Origin of the sequence: Alteromonas sp. BZK5 (genome assembly GCF_014349115.1) — a bacterium.
Taxonomy (GTDB): domain Bacteria; phylum Pseudomonadota; class Gammaproteobacteria; order Enterobacterales; family Alteromonadaceae; genus Alteromonas; species Alteromonas macleodii.
Genome location: NZ_JACSOE010000082.1, coordinates 1 through 16078 on the forward strand (window position 1 = coordinate 1; position 16078 = coordinate 16078).

The following is a 16078-nucleotide window of genomic DNA, read 5'->3' on the forward strand; positions in this document are numbered from 1 at the left end:
ATTTGATGCTGTCGGTGGGCCGCAGATAGCTGAAATTGCTGAAGCAATGAGCCCTGAAGGAACAATAATTGTTCACGGAGCATTAAGTCCCGAAACAACTCCTTTTCCCTTAAAAATAGCACTTCGTAAAAGTCTGACAGTTAGGGGGTATGTGTTTACTGAAGTTATAAAAAACATCGAGCGTTTTCGCAGAGCAAAGCAATTTATCCACTCGGGTTTATCCGAGGGAACACTCAAGCCTGTCATTGATCGAAGCTTTAAATTTGAAGAGATAGTAGCAGCGCATCACTATCTGGAGTCAAATCAGCAGATTGGTAAAATAGTGGTCGAACTTGATTAACAGTTCATAGCTTCCGCTAGTCTCTCAACTCAGTCAATGGCTGATTTTGGTCGGGAATTTGCGTGTTCAGTGGCGAGTAGCATGGCGGAATTTATTGGAAGACTGGATAATCCAAGCAATGAGATTTGGACGATCAAACGGGGCGATAAAATTCTAGCTTCTGTACGAAAGTCAGGGCTTTGCATTGGTGGAAGAGAAACTAGGCTTACAATGGGGTATAGAAGTCTTGGAGCAACGTTTCACCAGGTGCCTATAAACGTGAATAAATATTTAAGGAGTCTCAATGAGAGCTACAAAAGAAGAAGTTATCGCTTTCATGAAATCGGAGTTTCCACAAAGCAAATGCGTTGTGGAAGCAGTGAGCAACGATGGAGCGACTGTATCTCATCATGTAGGTCAGGATGAATTACGTCCTGGCGGAACGGTTTCGGGGCCTGTTTTAATGAGTGTGGCTGATGTGGCACTTTATGTGGCGATACTTGGTAAAATTGGCATCGTGCCATTGGCAGTAACAACTAGCCTTAACATCAACTTCTTACGTAAGCCATCGGCAACTGAGCGAATCATTGCGGAATGTTCTCTGATAAAAGTCGGCCGTACTCTCGTGGTTGGGGAGGTTTCTCTGTACTCTGAGGGGGTGAGTGATTTGGTAGCACATGCTGTGGGTACATACTCTATACCGCCCTATACATCGTAACGAAGTGAAAATATTAAAACAATTAACTCTTTGAAAGCTTGACTCCGTTTAAAAGAAAAAAGGCAGTTATTTGAGGGGAAGATTAAATGGTTATCAATTGTAATCTGATATAAACGCCTACTTCAGGCCTGCAGCGGAGGCATTGGAGCAATTCGAGGCCAACAAATAAAGTCAGTCGGACAGCTAACGCTGTCGCTGCTTTGGGCGTAGAACGTTCGCCCCTTGTCTACAATGGACAAGCGCGTTAGTAACCTTCAATATCCGCTTTACAGCACAAAACGGAAGTAGTCGAATAAAAGTAGGATTGTCAGTATCTTCTCTCAAACGAACCTTTAACACAAACGCTACTCTAAACAATCACCGCCGCCCTAAAAAGCAATCCTTGGTGAATACAAATTACCAATCAGCGCTGTATACTATATTGGCTGCGGACGCTTCTACTTCTAGTGGGGCTTTATCGAAACCGTAGTCAGCCATGTCGAAAAAGTGTTGGGTGACAACTTCATCTAAACTGGCTCGTTCAATCTGTAACACATGCACTAATTCGTGGGCTAACTTGGGTCTATTAAGCTCGAAATCTTTACGAGCATAAATCGAATAGCCGAAAACTTGTGCGTTATTTATTATTCCTTCTCCAACAAGTCCAACGGCTTCGCCAAACACTTTGAGCGCGAAGTTTTCGTAGGGATAAGGCACTTCATCTACATAAACAATTCTTACTTTTTTAGGCTGTTTTATGCCTATCTCCGCTGCTAGCGCCAATTCTTGTTCATTTAACGGTTGACCTATTTTTAAGCCTTTCATATCTGTTTCATGTGCCCACTCTATGTATTGCGGCAACAATACGCGTGCTATTATTTTTTCATAGGAGAGTGCCACAACGACTATTACTATAAACAAGGCTAACGATACGAACTTTATAAATTTCATGTGGTTAAAATCCATTTTAAAAGAGGGGAGTGTGTGCCGCTTACACGCTTTGTTACAAACAGTTGAAACGTGTAGTCAGCGAAATCGCATTAATGCTATATGCGTAATAGAGCATATGATGGCGAAGTGTTCCATCAAAGGGCTGTAGGAAATGTGATTAAAAACAAAGTAAAAGGTTACACACCGCTATTCAACAGTGAATTGTGACTAGCGGCGGTGATGGTTCAAACTACGATATAGAGTTTTATTCGTCGTCAGACAGAGTGTTTCTTGGCTTGCGCTTCACAGGAACCATACCAATATCTTCTCCAGACATGGTATCGACACGCTTTTTAGTACCAGGTTTTGCTGGTTTCGCTACGCGCTTTTTACCATTTTTCGCGTTTGATTGTTTTGACACTTTTTTCTTCCGCGTAAAACCTTTAAAAGACGCCGAAAATTCGTCGTGTGGTGAACACTCTAACGCATATTGAAGGTGATTTTTAAGCCCCTCGAAACTGTTCCAGTCACGAGGGCCAATTAACGAGAATGCTTCGCCTTTTTGCCCAGCACGGCCTGTACGGCCGATACGGTGAATGTATTCATCCGCGTTCTTAGGAAGGTCAAAGTTAACCACCAATCCTACTTTTGATAGATCTAGTCCACGAGAGGCGAGGTCGGTAGTAACCAGAATACTGTGCTGTCCACGAGCAAACGCACTCATTACTGCTGCGCGTTGGCTTTGTAGCATATCACCACGAAGCGCAATAGCTTCTAAGTTTTGTTCGTTAAGCAGTGCTGCAATTCTATCGGTATCTTCACGGGTAGCTGTAAATACGATAGCTTGGTTGTAGGTACGATTGGCTAGTTCAAACTGTAAAATTTGATCTTTGTTATCAACATTGTCTGCAAAGAAGCACTTCTGTTCGATATCGCCATGCTCTGCGGTTGAGTCTCCTACAGCTACACGAACAGCGCCTTTGGTTAACTGCGTTGTCATATGCTTTAACTCAATATTATCGAGCGTGGCAGAAAACAACATAGTTTGACGCTTTCTGTGATCAGCATAGTCGTTGATCATTTTAAGCTGAGCAGAGAAGCCTAAGTCTAACATCCGGTCGGCTTCATCAAAGATAAGCAACTCTAAACCGTTTAAATACACACTTTTATCTAATAGATGGTCGGCTACACGACCAGCGGTACCAACGATAATGTGAGGGTTACGGCGAAGCGCTTTAACTTGGTCGTTATAATTTTCACCACCCACAATAAGTGAACAAGTAAGATTTAGCCCGGTACACATTGATTTAGCTTCAATGAAAACTTGTTTGGCTAGCTCACGAGTTGGCGCAAGGATAAGTGCGCGTGGGTCTTGACGACTAAGGGCTTTTTGCGACATTAGCCTGTTTATAGCTGGCACTAAAAAGGCGAAGGTTTTACCTGACCCCGTTTTTGATGACGCAATTATATCTTTGCCCTGAATAGCAGGCAGCATAGTGCGTTCTTGAATTTCGGTAAGCGTCGAAATATTTTTCGTTTCGAGCTTTGAAATAATTTTGTGGTGAACAGGTAAATCAGTAACTAGCAAGAAGGTATAGCCTTTTTAAAATGACATTCGGGCGCATTATCCCTTAATGCACGGTGCATTTAAAGGTTTATTGGGAAGGCTTATAAGTTTGCACACTGAAGGCGGTACTTGTAACAATCGTTACTCAACGAAGAATATAAAGTTAAAGCAAAAATGTGAGTTAACTCAATGGCGCGCGCTTACCACAAGAGCATAAATGCTGAATGATAAGCGCGACATTGCGAAGCAAAATTAAATGAGAAGTACAATTAAATGAAAAGCACAATTAAACGCAGAGTTTAAAACTGCATTTCAGGTACACTTTCAGGAACAACAAGCTTTCCGCCCGTTTTCTCTTTAATTTCGTCAACGCTGACGCCCGGTGCACGTTCTTGAAGCACAAATGCGCCGTCTTCAACACTCAGCACTGCTAAGTCGGTAATAATGCGTGTAATACAGTTAACACCGGTTAACGGTAAGGTGCATTCGCCAAGTAGTTTTGGGTTACCGTGTTTGTCGGTATGAGTCATAGTAACAATTATGTTCTTTGCTCCAGCAACTAAGTCCATAGCGCCGCCCATGCCTTTAACGAGTTTGCCCGGTATCATCCAAGAGGCAATATTACCCGATACATCAACCTCAAATGCGCCAAGTACAGTAAAATCAACGTGGCCGCCGCGGATCATGGCAAAGCTCTCAGCGCTACTAAAAATAGATGCGCCTGTGATAGCCGTTACCGTTTCTTTACCAGCGTTTATCATATCAGCGTCAATTTCACTTTCAGTCGGGTAGCGTCCCATCCCCAAAAGACCGTTTTCTGATTGCAGCATCACGCTGATGTCATCTGGCACATAGTTAGCTGCAAGGGTAGGAATACCTATGCCTAAATTGACGTAATCGCCATCTTTAAACTCTTGAGCGACGCGCATTGCGATTTGTTCTCTACTAAGCATTACACTGACTCCTTGCTAACTACACGGCGTTCAATACGTTTTTCAAATGAACCTTGAATGACACGGTTTACATAAATCCCGGGAGTGTGGATCTCGCTAGGGTTCAATTCACCAGGCTCTACAATTTCCTCTGCTTCTACCACAGTGACTTTACCTGCAGTAGCCGCCATAGGATTAAAGTTTTGTGCTGTATGGCGATAAATACAGTTTCCGTAAGTATCTGCTTTCCATGCTTTTACAATGGCAAAGTCGCCAGTAATAGCATGTTCAAGAATATAAGGGCGACCGTCGAATTCTTTGACTTCTTTTCCCTCACCAACAGGCGTACCATAACCTGTGGCAGTGTAGAAGGCAGGAATGCCAGCACCACCAGCGCGCATTTTTTCCGCCAGCGTTCCTTGAGGTGTAAGCTCAACTTCCAGCTCACCGTTAAGCAGTTGTTTTTCAAACAGGGCATTTTCACCTACATAAGAAGACACCATTTTTGCTATTTGTTTGTCTTCTAGTAAAAGACCCAAGCCAAATCCATCTACACCGCAGTTATTAGAAACTACAGTAAGTCCAGATACGCCCATTTTCTTAATTTGGCCTATCAGTCCTTCGGGTATACCGCACAACCCGAAACCGCCCGCAATAACTGTCATACCATTTTCAAGGCCAGCCATTGCTTCTTCGTATGAGGATACAACTTTGTTAAATCCCGCCATTCTCTATCTCCAATGCATTTGTTAAAAATAAGTATCGACATTGTTGCTTCATTTGTAAAATCGAATTAATCTTGCGATTAATAAAAACTATTTATTAATTGCTGAGATAAGTTAAAAAGTTTATGGATGTTTCATACCGTCAAATAAAAGCGTTTGTAGAAGTGGCCAAGTCATCAACCTTTGCTGAAGCCGCGGTAAATCTACATTTAACACAGCCAGCTTTGTCATCGGCAATTAAAAAAATGGAAGAGCAGTTAGGCGGTAAGTTATTCCAACGCAATACACGCAATGTAAGCCTAACACCAGAAGGAGAGGTGTTGTTTCCAAATGCTTTGAGGCTACTGCACGACTGGGACAATACTTTTTCTGATATTCAAAATTTGTTTGCTATGGCGAAAGGGCAGCTTACCATTTGCGCTATGCCGTCATTTGCCGAGTCTCATTTACCGAATATCTTGTCAGTATTTCATCAACGAATTCCAAACGTAAACTTACGAATTGTCGATGTAGTAATGGAACAGGTAATTCATGAAGTTACTACAGGCCGCAGCGAGATTGGGTTCTCGTTTGAGCCAGAGCGCAAAGATGGTTTAGTGTTTAAAAGCCTTTTTGCTGATGAGTTTGTTGTTGTGACCAACAAAGCACAATCAGCCCATTTAGGGGACAAGTTGCATTGGCAGGACTGTCTAAAACTTCCATTGGTAATGATGAATAGGGGATCTGCGGTACGTCATTGGACTCAATCTAAGCTAGCACAATATGGTGAGCTAAATATAATCGCGGAAACGGGGCAGCTATCTACACTAGGAAAGCTTATTCTAAATGGTTTAGGGATATCTATTATGCCGGCGATTTGTAAAGCGCAAATGGAGGGATTGGGGCTAGTAACAAAAGAAATTAGTGACATGCCTCTGGTGAAAAATATTGGAATAATTCGAAATGCGCGAAAAGGGTTATCGCTGCCGGCTCAATCTATGTGGGACATGGCCGTAGCGCATTATGAGTGAAATAATGCGCTTTATAGTTTCTAAGAAAAGGTTCGACCTACCACTTCTTCTTAGGTGCGAACAACTCGTCTAATTCGTCTCTTTCTTCTTCTTGCTTCTTGGCGCGATCTTTTTCGTTCACGCTCTTAAGGTTGCTTTGGATTTCGTGTAACCACTCGTTAAGTGTAGCAAGTTTAGACATCGAGTATTCGTCTTGGGGATTTTGATTTTCTAGTGCGTTTTTCGCCTTTTCAAAATACTGTCTGGCTGAACCAAGCATATTGGTTTGAAGTGCAGCGCGGCCGCGCTTAATCAATGTTTCTACATTTACTTTTACCTGCAAACGTTCAAGCTGCTTATCTTCATCCATGAATACTTTAGAATCAATTTGCCCTTTGCTATGTTCTGAACGAAGAATAATGCGCAGTTTCTTAACGGCCTGAATGTATTGAATGATCATTTTGTCGTTGTCGGGTAACGCGAAATCGTTAGTGATACCGCTATTGTCCGAAAGAGCAGCGGCGGTTGCTTGCTCACTGCTTGAGATACGCTGTTTTAGTTCAGATGTACTCGATAAATCGTTCATTGCTTTCAAGGCATTTAGAATACGATTGTGAAGTATGCCCATAATGCGCGAAGAAACAGGCATGTTTACACAGGCGGCAATAACGTTCTCAGTTTCGTCGACAATAGTACGCTGTTTGGCAAGTTCAGTTCTGCGCTCAGCCTCTTGCTTTTGACGATGTTGTTGCATTGCATTGATAAAAATAGCTGCGATTAGCAAAACAACAATTAATATAATAATAATCACGTACATGCGTGTGTTTCCGTCTGTTTTTTATTTTTTATAACGTTAACGTATTACTACGTACGAGCGTTACTTTTTGTATTACTTAATGTTATCGGTCAATCTTACGGTATTTTTACTTCAAATACACTTCCACCGAGACTCCCGCCGTTGGAAAGGGCAATTGAGCCCACTTTATCTCCTTGAGAATGTGCGTTTGCAATTAACTTCGCAAAAAATAACCCCAACCCCGTTCTTCCTTGGCTTAACTCAAAGTCACAGAGCTCTTCGTGGCTTTTAGTTAACATCGCTTCGGGATAGCCACGACCATCATCCTCTATTTTAATGGTCATGAAGTCGTTCTCGTCTGCCTTGGCACTTACTATTATTTTGGATGTTCCATAGCGCATTGCGTTAATGATTACATCGTTTAATAACAAATAAATTAACTCACTGTCTAAGTACCAGCTAAGGTCATCTTCTATAGCGATGCTTATATCAATATTTTTCTGAGATACATATAACGCATTAGAGCCAACAACATCTTCAACCAAATCTTTGATGAAACTTTCGTCAACGGTAATGGGTAAACTTTCTAATTCAGCCCTGTACAAAGAGAGTACTTGAACAAGATTGGTGTTGAGCCTGGATGCTTCATAATGAACACTCGCAACCTGCTCTCTAGCTTTCTCGTCGTGAGGAGAAAGGGCGTCGCTGAGTGTTTCAATAGATTGAATAAGGAGAAAAAGTGAATTTTTCATATCGTGCACAGCAGCTGCCAACACCGATGAAAAATCAATTGTGGATGTAACTTGTTTACTGCTACTCATTATCTATCTAACACCGTGCTTTTTAATCACCTACCCATAATGTAGAAGAAATCGGACAAAGGCGAATAAATCCCACTCGAAAATGCAAAAATTCAATTATTTTCAACTTTATAATGCCAATTTCGTAATAGCAACTAGTAAAAAAAGGTGGTTTTGGTTATAACGGGGGGAGTACAGTGTCAGTCTATCGCATTAAACGGTGTAAAATATGAAGCTACAGCAACTACGGTATATCGTAGAAGTCCTCAATAACAATTTGAACGTGTCAGCAACAGCAGAAAGTTTATATACCTCACAGCCGGGTATCAGCAAACAAGTTCGCATGTTGGAAGATGAACTAGGTGTTCAGATTTTTGGCCGTAGCGGTAAGCATTTAACACACGTAACAGACGCGGGTAATGATGTAATCAATATAGCTCGTGAAATACTAGCCAAAGTAGAGAGTATTAAAGCGGTAGCAAGGGAGCACACGCTTCCAGATCAAGGTAAACTCAATATTGCGACTACGCATACGCAAGCCCGTTATGCATTACCTGACGTTATTCAGGGCTTCATGAGCAAGTATCCAAAAGTGTCATTACACATGCATCAGGGCACGCCGTCTCAAATTAGCGACCTGGCTGCCAAAGGCGAAGCCGATTTTGCTATCGCTACCGAGGCTCTTCACTTGTACAACGATTTGGTCATGCTTCCTTGTTATCACTGGAATCGCAGTGTAATAGTAAACAAGGACCATCCCTTGTCGAAAAAGGGCACTATCGATATTTCAGACATTGCCAAATATCCGTTGGTTACTTATGTTTTCGGTTTTACTGGGCGCTCTGAATTAGACCAAGCGTTTGAAAGAGCAGGGCTAACACCTAAAATCGTGTTTACCGCAACAGATGCCGACGTTATTAAAACCTATGTTCGATTAGGTGTCGGTATTGGTGTTATTGCGTCGATGGCGGTAAGCGAAGAATTAGATGATGATCTTGTGAAGATAGATGCAAGTCACCTGTTCGATTACAGCACGACGAAAATTGGATTTAGGAAGGGGTCGTTCTTAAGAAGTTATATGTACGACTTCATTGAGCGTTTTGCGCCTCATCTGACCAAGGACAAGGTTGAGAAAGCTATGATGCTGAAAAATAACGAAGAAGTGGAAAAAATGTTTAAAGGCGTGACGCTTCCAGTAAAGTAAACGTAGCGCTTGTTGAAAACGTTCATTAAAAAGGGGCTAATTGCCCCTTTTTTCATTCCGTACATTGTCTAGTTAAAACGAGGCGCTAACATTCGATAATATTTACCGCGAGTCCACCTCTCGCCGTTTCTTTATATTTAGTCTTCATATCATTACCGGTATCGCGCATGGTTTTAATAACCTTATCTAGCGATACTTTTTGCTCACCGGTTCCGCGCAGTGCAAGACGAGAAGCATTAATGGCTTTGATTGCACCCATGGCATTTCGCTCAATGCACGGAACCTGAACCAGACCACCAACAGGATCACAAGTAAGGCCGAGGTTGTGCTCCATACCGATTTCCGCAGCGTTCTCTACCGAGGCAGCTGTGCCCCCCATAATTTCAGCTAACGCGCCTGCAGCCATTGAACAAGCGACGCCTACTTCTCCTTGGCAACCTACTTCAGCACCTGAGATTGACGCATTCTCTTTATAGAGAATACCAATAGCGCCTGCGGTAAGCAGGAATCGACTTGCTACTTCTTCATCAACAGGTCGAATAAACTTATCTACGTACTGTAGAACAGCCGGAATGATACCCGCTGCACCATTTGTAGGTGCAGTTACAACACGGCCGCCAGCTGCATTTTCTTCGTTTACAGCTAAAGCAAACAAGTTAACCCAATCCATAGTCTGCATAGGGTCGTTTGTGTGTTCAGTTTGAAGTCGACGGTATAGTCCAGGTGCGCGGCGAACTACTTTAAGCCCGCCAGGTAAAATACCTTCGCTTTCGATACCTCGTTGAATACAAGCTTTCATTACTAACCAAATGTTGTGTAGCTGTTGCTTCACTTCGTGCTTGGGCCTGAAAGTTGATTCGTTACGTAGCATCAGTGAACTAATGCTTAAGCCGTTAGTTTTACACAGAGCAAGAAGGTCACCGGCCGTTTTAAAAGGGAAGGGTACTGATGCTTGCAGGCTGGCCGCATGCGCTTTGGTCGCATCGAAGTCTTCGTCTTTTATGATGAAGCCACCGCCAATACTGTAATAAGTTTGCTGTTTTACAAGCTCATCTTTAGCGTACGCATAAAACGTTAAGGCATTAGCATGTTTGGGGAGCGTTTTACGGCGGTGAAAAACAATGGCGTTTTTGTTAGGAAAGCGCACTAATTTCTGGCCATTAAGGCAAAGCTTTTCCGTGTTGCGTATTTCTTCAAGTTTAGTCTCGATGCTGTCCACATCGATAACGTCTGGAAGTTCTCCTAGTAAACCAAGGATAACAGCTTTTCCTGTTCCGTGGCCGATACCGGTTTGGCCTAATGACCCAAACAGTTCAACTTTCACGCTATCCACTGAATCAAAAAGCGCAGCTTCCTGAGCGAGCTCGGTGACAAACTCGGCGCCTGCTTTCATTGGTCCTACGGTGTGCGAACTCGATGGGCCAATGCCCACGCTGAACATATCAAATACACTGATCATAAACTTTCAAAATTAAAACAAAGTAATAGTAAGATCATGCATCCACCACGGAAAAACCACAATACAGAAAAGCTAATAAAGGGATTAGTTTTGCTAATACGCTGTAAAGTTTAATTTATAGTGCACACAAGAGCGGATAAGCAAATACAAAGGCTAAGGATGAATATGATGAGATAGATTGCGTAACATTGCCGCCGTTGCGCCCCATATCATGCGGTTTTTCCATGGGATAAAGTAAATTGGAAATGCCTTTTTATCGCGATGCGTCGTGTGAACTAAATGATTTCTTCTGTCTAAAACATGTGCGAGCGGTACTTCAAAAGCGCTTTCTACCTCATTTTTGTCAATAATCGGTGTAAAGTCAGGATTTACAAAGCCAACAACTGGCGCAATTTCATATCCGCTGATTGTTCGGTATCTAGGCAACATTCCTACTACGTCTACGTGAGTAGCGGGTAAACCAACTTCTTCTTCAGCTTCTCTAAGTGCCGCGTCAAAAAAAGAGTTGTCAGCTTCGTCGACCGCTCCGCCTGGAAAACTGATTTGACCTGGATGATGCTTGAGGTGGTGCGCTCTTTCGGTAAGCAGTAGTTGAAGCGAATTGCCATAATCTATCAGAGGGATAAGTACAGCCGCAGGGCGCCCTGTTTTTCGCAACGGAAAATCTGGCTCGGTGTGAGGCTGCCTTAAGTGGTGAAACTGTGATAGAAATTCGTTCTTTGTCATAGATATTTGCTTACAACCTATATGCTTACCTTTGTGCTAGCACATCACATACAAATACTGTGCTATTGGTTAATTGATTCAAGTACTGGCAGTATTCTAGACACTTTATCTAGGGTTTCTTGATATTCTTCGCTAGAAACAGAATCAAGCACAATACCACCACCGGCCCAGCAATGTAATCGACGGTTCTCTGCCAATACGGTTCTAATACAAATACTTGAATCCATGTCTTCACGAAAACCCATATAGAACACGCTGCCACAGTAGATATTCCGGCGGTGAGGCTCTAGCTCATCGATAACTTCCATCGCGCGGATTTTCGGTGCCCCAGTTATTGACCCCCCAGGAAATGCTGATGCCAGAAGCGATAAAGGCGAAGAAGACTCATTCAATTCACCAGTTACCGTACTTACTAAATGGTGCACAGCCTGATAACTTTCAAGAGCAAAGAGTGCGGGTACGTTCACCGAGTGAGGTTTGCAGTGCTTTGAAATATCGTTGCGCAGCAGATCTACAATCATAAGATTTTCTGCACGGTCTTTTTCTGCTGAGAGCAAGCTCTGAGCACTGGCGGCATCTTCTGCTTTGTCTTCAAATCGCGGGCGTGTACCCTTTATCGGTTTTGTCTCTACAACCCCATCTTTAACGCGTAGAAAGCGTTCTGGTGAAATGGAAGCAATACAGCCTTGGGGCAGGTTATAAAAAGCTGAAAATGGCGCTTGATTTTGATTGCGTAGCTCACAATATGCTTGCCACATATTTCCTTCAAACGCTGCGCTAAAACGTTGCGCCATATTTACTTGGTAGCAGTCACCGGCACGCAAATAGGCGTGTATTTTATCCAAACAAGCTTCATATTCCGTTTTAGACAAATTTGATTCGAACCGCGACGTTAACTTGAATTTTGGCTCAGGTGTTTCGTCGTTGAACGAAGAAAAAAACTGAGTCAGTGGTTGACTGTCAACGGAGCAATAATAGATGTAACCTGTTTTTGTATCTTCAATAAGTGAACGAAGATAAAGGCCAACCGCGAAATCAGGGGTTTCGTAGTCATTTTTGGCGATGCTTGGCATCGTTTCGTAAAAGCGCCCAGTGTCATAGCCTGCCATACCAGCCACACCGATAATAAAAGGGAGGTGCGCTGTATTTACACTGGCATGTATGTTCACATTTGAAACGCGCGCATGTAAGTGTGCTTGCACCGCTTCAAAGGGGGTCAATGTCAATTGCTGACGCTTTGAAGTGTTTAGTTCGATGAGTTGAACCTTATCACCTTTTGCTTCGATAACTGCGGAAGGTGAAAATGCCATAATATTGAAGCGTCCTTCACTTTTCGACGAACCAGAAGTATCGAGTAAAAGAGAATATGGGCGTGTAGAGACTCGCTTAAAAAGTGCATTGAAAACGGCTGTGTTCTCGTCACAATTTAGCGCTAATTTATCGGCTAATTCCTCTGCAGTGAAACGGGAAACATGAACGTGAATAGTATCTGCGTGTGACATAGGTGTTTTCTGTACTTCTTTTTATCGTGGGCGTTTGGTGCTTGAATTAAGCACAAACTTCCTTCTATTTTTAACTGGCGTTAACAAATAAGGGCTAATAACCGATCACATTAGGCTGCTTTTTCAGATATCCCTTCAGCATAGTTTTTAAAAATGACTGGAATTAGCCACAAGCACATGGTTTTACATGGTGCGTTGTCTTTAGATGCGCTAGTATACGCTTTTTTAGCTAGCTAAGACCACGAAAGCCAAATAAAAAGAGGATGTCATGACCGTTATCCGTCAACAAGACTTCATTGACAGCATTGAAGATGCCCTGCAATTTATTTCTTATTATCACCCGCTCGATTACGTTAAAGCCGTAGAAGAAGCCTATAAAAAGGAAAAGAGCCAAGCCGCGAAAGACGCGATGGCGCAAATTCTTATCAACTCACGCATGTCTGCAGAGGGTAAACGCCCTTTGTGTCAAGACACGGGGATCGTAACCTGTTTTGTTAAAGTTGGTATGGGTGTGACATGGGATAAAACTGACATGACCGTTCAAGAAATGGTTGATGAAGGTACACGTCGTGCATACCTTAATCCAGACAATCCACTTCGCGCCTCTATCGTTGCTGACCCTGCCGGTGCGCGCAAAAACACCAAAGACAATACGCCATCTGTTGTGCATATCGACATGGTAGCGGGTGAAAAGATCGAAGTGATGATCGCGGCTAAAGGCGGCGGTTCTGAAAACAAGTCTAAAATGGTAATGCTTAACCCAAGCGATGATATTGCTGACTGGGTAGTAAAAACTTTGCCGACGATGGGGGCAGGCTGGTGCCCTCCAGGTATGCTGGGAATAGGCATTGGCGGTACGGCTGAAAAAGCAGCGGTACTTGCAAAAGAAAGCCTTATGGACCCAGTAGACATCCAAGAGCTTATAGAGCGCGGCCCGCAAACTACCGACGAAAAACTTCGCTTAGAAATTTTTGACCGCGTAAACAAGTTGGGTATCGGTGCGCAAGGCCTAGGTGGTTTAACGACCGTTGTTGACGTTAAGATTAAGTCGCTACCTACTCACGCTGCGTCAAAACCTGTAGCAATGATCCCTAACTGTGCGGCGACTCGTCACGCACACTTTTATCTAGATGGTTCGGGTCCAGCGGAGCTTACGCCACCTAAATTAGAAGATTGGCCAGAAGTAACTTGGGAAGTGAGCGAAAACACTCGCCGCGTTAACCTTGATGAAGTAACAAAAGAAGATATCCAAGAGTGGAAAGTAGGCGAAACGGTACTGCTGTCTGGTAAGATGCTTACCGGTCGTGATGCTGCTCACAAGCGCATTCAAACCATGATGGAAAATGGTGAAGGTTTACCAGAGGGCGTTGATCTAACAAACCGCTTTATCTATTACGTTGGTCCTGTTGACGCTGTAGGTGACGAAGTGGTTGGTCCGGCTGGCCCAACAACGGCTACCCGTATGGATAAGTTCACTGACATGATGCTAGAGAAGACAGGCCTTATTGGCATGATTGGAAAAGCAGAGCGTGGTCCAGCAACCGTTGATTCAATTGCTAAACACAAAGCGGTTTATCTAATGGCAGTTGGAGGTGCAGCGTACCTTGTATCTAAAGCCATTAAGAAATCTCGTGTCGTAGCATTCGAGGACTTAGGTATGGAAGCAATTTACGAGTTCGACGTAGAAGACATGCCAGTAACCGTTGCAGTAGACAGCACGGGTGCCAATGCTCACAAAAATGGTCCGGCCATTTGGAAAGCAAAAATTGAAGAGCTTGATGCCTCGCTATCTAAATAGATAGAAAGGCAAAACTTAAGATGAGCCGTTCTGCTTAAGAAAGCTAATTAGGTTTTTCATCACAGTATAAAAAACGGGTGCAATAGCACCCGTTTTCATTTGTGTAGTTTCATTTTTTCAAAGGTTTACGTGCTAGACGTTTTGCCCCAATTTCATTTTAAATTTATACCAGTTGGTATATTTATCTGATTTTGTTTATAGTGCTGTACAAAATAACAGTATGAACGTGCACTATGTTAATTAACCTTATTTCTAGCGAACCCATTTCCTTTCTAATAGCCTTCGTAAGTGTGTGTGCTTTTTCACTTTATTCATTTATTCGAGGCCAGGCGAATGCCACCAAGATAGCGCAGCTTTCGCAAATCAATGAGCAGCTACAAAATGATTTGAATAGCGAGCGTATTGCTATTGCCAAGCTTCAAGCACAAAACGAAGCGCACCAAGCAAGAATTCAGGCGCTTCATGCTGCGCATGAAGATAAGCTTGCGTCTATGAATGCATCTGAACAACGTCTGCATACGCAATTCGAAAATCTAGCAAATCGGATATTTGAAGAAAAGCAACAGCGTTACACGCAACAAACAAAACACAATATAGAAGCTGTTTTGGCGCCATTCAAAAACGAGTTAGATGGTTTTAAACGTCAAATCTCAGAACAACACATACGTGAGGGGCAGGAGCGAGCCTCACTTAAAACAGAGATTCTAAGTTTAAAGGCTCTCAACCAGAAAATTACGGAAGAAGCTGCAGCGCTGACCAATGCACTAAAAGGTGACAATAAAAAGCAAGGAAACTGGGGCGAAGTAGTGCTTGAGCGGATACTCAAAGAATCTGGTTTACGCGAGGGTCATGAGTTTGAAACACAAATGTCAGCAACATCAGAGCACGGCAAGCGATTTCAACCAGATGTCGTGGTGCATTTGCCAAATGATAAAGATGTGATCATAGATTCAAAAGTAAGTTTGGCGGCCTATGAAAGGTATTACAACTGTGATGATGAAGCTGAGAAAGCGCAATTTTTAAGTCAACATGTGGCTTCTATAAAAGGGCACATCAAAGGCTTAGGCGCGAAGGACTACCAAACGCTGAAAGGCATAAAGACACTGGATTATGTGTTACTTTTCATTCCCATTGAGCCTGCATTTCTGATTGCTGTCGAAGAAGAACCAGATTTAGTCACAATGGCACTTAATCACAATATCATGTTGGTTAGCCCAACTAATTTACTGGTTGCATTGCGTACTATTAATAACATTTGGCAGTATGAGTACCAAAATCAAAACGCACAGCTTATTGCGGAACAAGCAGCAAAGCTTTATGACAAGTTCGTTGGGTTTGTGACGGATATGGAAAAAGTAGGTAAGTCGATGGATATCGCTCACGCAAACTACGAACAAGCAATGAATAAGTTAACCAGTGGAAGAGGGAACTTGGTAAGGCAAATAGAAAAGTTTAGAGAACTTGGCGTACAACCCAGTAAGCGAATGTCTCAGCATTTTCAGCAACTTTCTCAAGACGATTAAAAAAGGCCGCAATTGCGTAATGCCAGTCAGTTAAGCTGACTGGCATTTTTCTTTGTGGGGTATTTAGTCGGTCTTTTCCTCACTACTCTGGGGTAATACCTGTCAGGTCGT

The 16078-nt window shown here is 42.9% G+C and carries 15 protein-coding genes; 6 read left to right on the forward strand and 9 right to left on the reverse strand.

Annotated elements, in window-relative coordinates; all coding sequences use genetic code 11:
* A partial coding sequence (locus BIZ39_RS17505; RefSeq protein ID WP_187447590.1) for a zinc-binding dehydrogenase occupies nt 1-340 on the forward strand: 340 nt, incomplete at its 5' end.
* Between the two features lie 283 nt (nt 341-623).
* Entirely contained in the window at nt 624-1037 is a 414-nt protein-coding gene (locus tag BIZ39_RS17510) for a PaaI family thioesterase (RefSeq protein ID WP_168534511.1), read from the forward strand.
* Nucleotides 1038-1433: 396 nt separating this feature from the next.
* Here the strand turns inward: BIZ39_RS17510 and BIZ39_RS17515 are convergent, their stop codons facing one another.
* The 4 genes from BIZ39_RS17515 to BIZ39_RS17530 form a co-directional block, all read right to left on the reverse strand.
* Nucleotides 1434-1967 (reverse strand): hypothetical protein, encoded by a 534-nt coding sequence (locus BIZ39_RS17515; RefSeq protein ID WP_187447591.1) that lies wholly within the window; start codon nt 1965-1967, stop codon nt 1434-1436.
* Nucleotides 1968-2211: 244 nt separating this feature from the next.
* Entirely contained in the window at nt 2212-3534 is a 1323-nt protein-coding gene (locus BIZ39_RS17520; RefSeq protein ID WP_187447592.1) for a DEAD/DEAH box helicase, read from the reverse strand.
* A 278-nt stretch (nt 3535-3812) separates the two neighbouring features.
* Complete coding sequence (locus tag BIZ39_RS17525) at nt 3813-4466, reverse strand: CoA transferase subunit B (RefSeq protein ID WP_187447593.1); 654 nt, start codon at nt 4464-4466, stop codon at nt 3813-3815.
* Entirely contained in the window at nt 4466-5173 is a 708-nt protein-coding gene (locus BIZ39_RS17530; protein WP_049586255.1) for a CoA transferase subunit A, read from the reverse strand. The genes BIZ39_RS17525 and BIZ39_RS17530 overlap by 1 nt, the downstream gene beginning before the upstream one ends.
* 122 nt (nt 5174-5295) lie before the next feature.
* Here BIZ39_RS17530 and BIZ39_RS17535 point away from each other — a divergent pair, with 122 nt between their 5' ends.
* Nucleotides 5296-6180 (forward strand): LysR family transcriptional regulator, encoded by an 885-nt coding sequence (locus BIZ39_RS17535; protein WP_014949521.1) that lies wholly within the window; start codon nt 5296-5298, stop codon nt 6178-6180.
* A gap of 37 nt (nt 6181-6217) precedes the next feature.
* On the opposite strand, the gene BIZ39_RS17540 is transcribed toward BIZ39_RS17535, so the two are convergent.
* Nucleotides 6218-6976, reverse strand: a complete 759-nt coding sequence (locus BIZ39_RS17540) for a hypothetical protein (protein WP_014949522.1) — start codon at nt 6974-6976, stop codon at nt 6218-6220.
* 95 nt (nt 6977-7071) lie between these two features.
* Nucleotides 7072-7776, reverse strand: a complete 705-nt coding sequence (locus tag BIZ39_RS17545; RefSeq protein ID WP_014976578.1) for a sensor histidine kinase — start codon at nt 7774-7776, stop codon at nt 7072-7074.
* A gap of 208 nt (nt 7777-7984) precedes the next feature.
* On the opposite strand from BIZ39_RS17545, the gene cysB reads away from it, so the two are divergent.
* Nucleotides 7985-8959 (forward strand): HTH-type transcriptional regulator CysB, encoded by a 975-nt coding sequence (cysB, locus tag BIZ39_RS17550; RefSeq protein WP_014949524.1) that lies wholly within the window; start codon nt 7985-7987, stop codon nt 8957-8959.
* Between the two features lie 85 nt (nt 8960-9044).
* Here cysB and BIZ39_RS17555 read toward each other — a convergent pair whose 3' ends face one another.
* The 3 genes from BIZ39_RS17555 to pabB form a co-directional block, all read right to left on the reverse strand.
* The gene (locus tag BIZ39_RS17555) at nt 9045-10418 is read right to left on the reverse strand and encodes an L-serine ammonia-lyase (protein WP_049586260.1); all 1374 of its coding nucleotides are present in this window, start codon (nt 10416-10418) and stop codon (nt 9045-9047) included.
* A gap of 153 nt (nt 10419-10571) precedes the next feature.
* Entirely contained in the window at nt 10572-11144 is a 573-nt protein-coding gene (locus BIZ39_RS17560) for a CoA pyrophosphatase (RefSeq protein WP_014949526.1), read from the reverse strand.
* 62 nt (nt 11145-11206) lie between these two features.
* Nucleotides 11207-12646, reverse strand: coding sequence for an aminodeoxychorismate synthase component I (pabB, locus tag BIZ39_RS17565; protein WP_049586263.1), 1440 nt, complete (start codon nt 12644-12646; stop codon nt 11207-11209).
* Nucleotides 12647-12914: 268 nt separating this feature from the next.
* Here pabB and BIZ39_RS17570 point away from each other — a divergent pair, with 268 nt between their 5' ends.
* Both BIZ39_RS17570 and rmuC read left to right on the forward strand, forming a co-directional pair.
* Entirely contained in the window at nt 12915-14444 is a 1530-nt protein-coding gene (locus BIZ39_RS17570; RefSeq protein WP_014949528.1) for a fumarate hydratase, read from the forward strand.
* A gap of 233 nt (nt 14445-14677) precedes the next feature.
* Nucleotides 14678-15967, forward strand: a complete 1290-nt coding sequence (gene rmuC / locus BIZ39_RS17575) for a DNA recombination protein RmuC (RefSeq protein WP_187447594.1) — start codon at nt 14678-14680, stop codon at nt 15965-15967.
* Nucleotides 15968-16078 lie beyond the last annotated feature (111 nt).

What these genes read in the sequence shown, in the direction of transcription:
- BIZ39_RS17510 (WP_168534511.1), top strand. Translation starts at nt 624, where the DNA reads ATGAGAGCTACAAAAGAAGAAGTTATCGCTTTCATGAAATCGGAGTTT.
- BIZ39_RS17515 (WP_187447591.1), bottom strand. Translation starts at nt 1,967, where the DNA reads ATGAAATTTATAAAGTTCGTATCGTTAGCCTTGTTTATAGTAATAGTC.
- BIZ39_RS17525 (WP_187447593.1), bottom strand. Translation starts at nt 4,466, where the DNA reads ATGCTTAGTAGAGAACAAATCGCAATGCGCGTCGCTCAAGAGTTTAAA.
- BIZ39_RS17530 (WP_049586255.1), bottom strand. Translation starts at nt 5,173, where the DNA reads ATGGCGGGATTTAACAAAGTTGTATCCTCATACGAAGAAGCAATGGCT.
- BIZ39_RS17535 (WP_014949521.1), top strand. Translation starts at nt 5,296, where the DNA reads ATGGATGTTTCATACCGTCAAATAAAAGCGTTTGTAGAAGTGGCCAAG.
- BIZ39_RS17540 (WP_014949522.1), bottom strand. Translation starts at nt 6,976, where the DNA reads ATGTACGTGATTATTATTATATTAATTGTTGTTTTGCTAATCGCAGCT.
- BIZ39_RS17545 (WP_014976578.1), bottom strand. Translation starts at nt 7,776, where the DNA reads ATGAGTAGCAGTAAACAAGTTACATCCACAATTGATTTTTCATCGGTG.
- cysB (WP_014949524.1), top strand. Translation starts at nt 7,985, where the DNA reads ATGAAGCTACAGCAACTACGGTATATCGTAGAAGTCCTCAATAACAAT.
- BIZ39_RS17555 (WP_049586260.1), bottom strand. Translation starts at nt 10,418, where the DNA reads ATGATCAGTGTATTTGATATGTTCAGCGTGGGCATTGGCCCATCGAGT.
- BIZ39_RS17560 (WP_014949526.1), bottom strand. Translation starts at nt 11,144, where the DNA reads ATGACAAAGAACGAATTTCTATCACAGTTTCACCACTTAAGGCAGCCT.
- pabB (WP_049586263.1), bottom strand. Translation starts at nt 12,646, where the DNA reads ATGTCACACGCAGATACTATTCACGTTCATGTTTCCCGTTTCACTGCA.
- BIZ39_RS17570 (WP_014949528.1), top strand. Translation starts at nt 12,915, where the DNA reads ATGACCGTTATCCGTCAACAAGACTTCATTGACAGCATTGAAGATGCC.
- rmuC (WP_187447594.1), top strand. Translation starts at nt 14,678, where the DNA reads ATGTTAATTAACCTTATTTCTAGCGAACCCATTTCCTTTCTAATAGCC.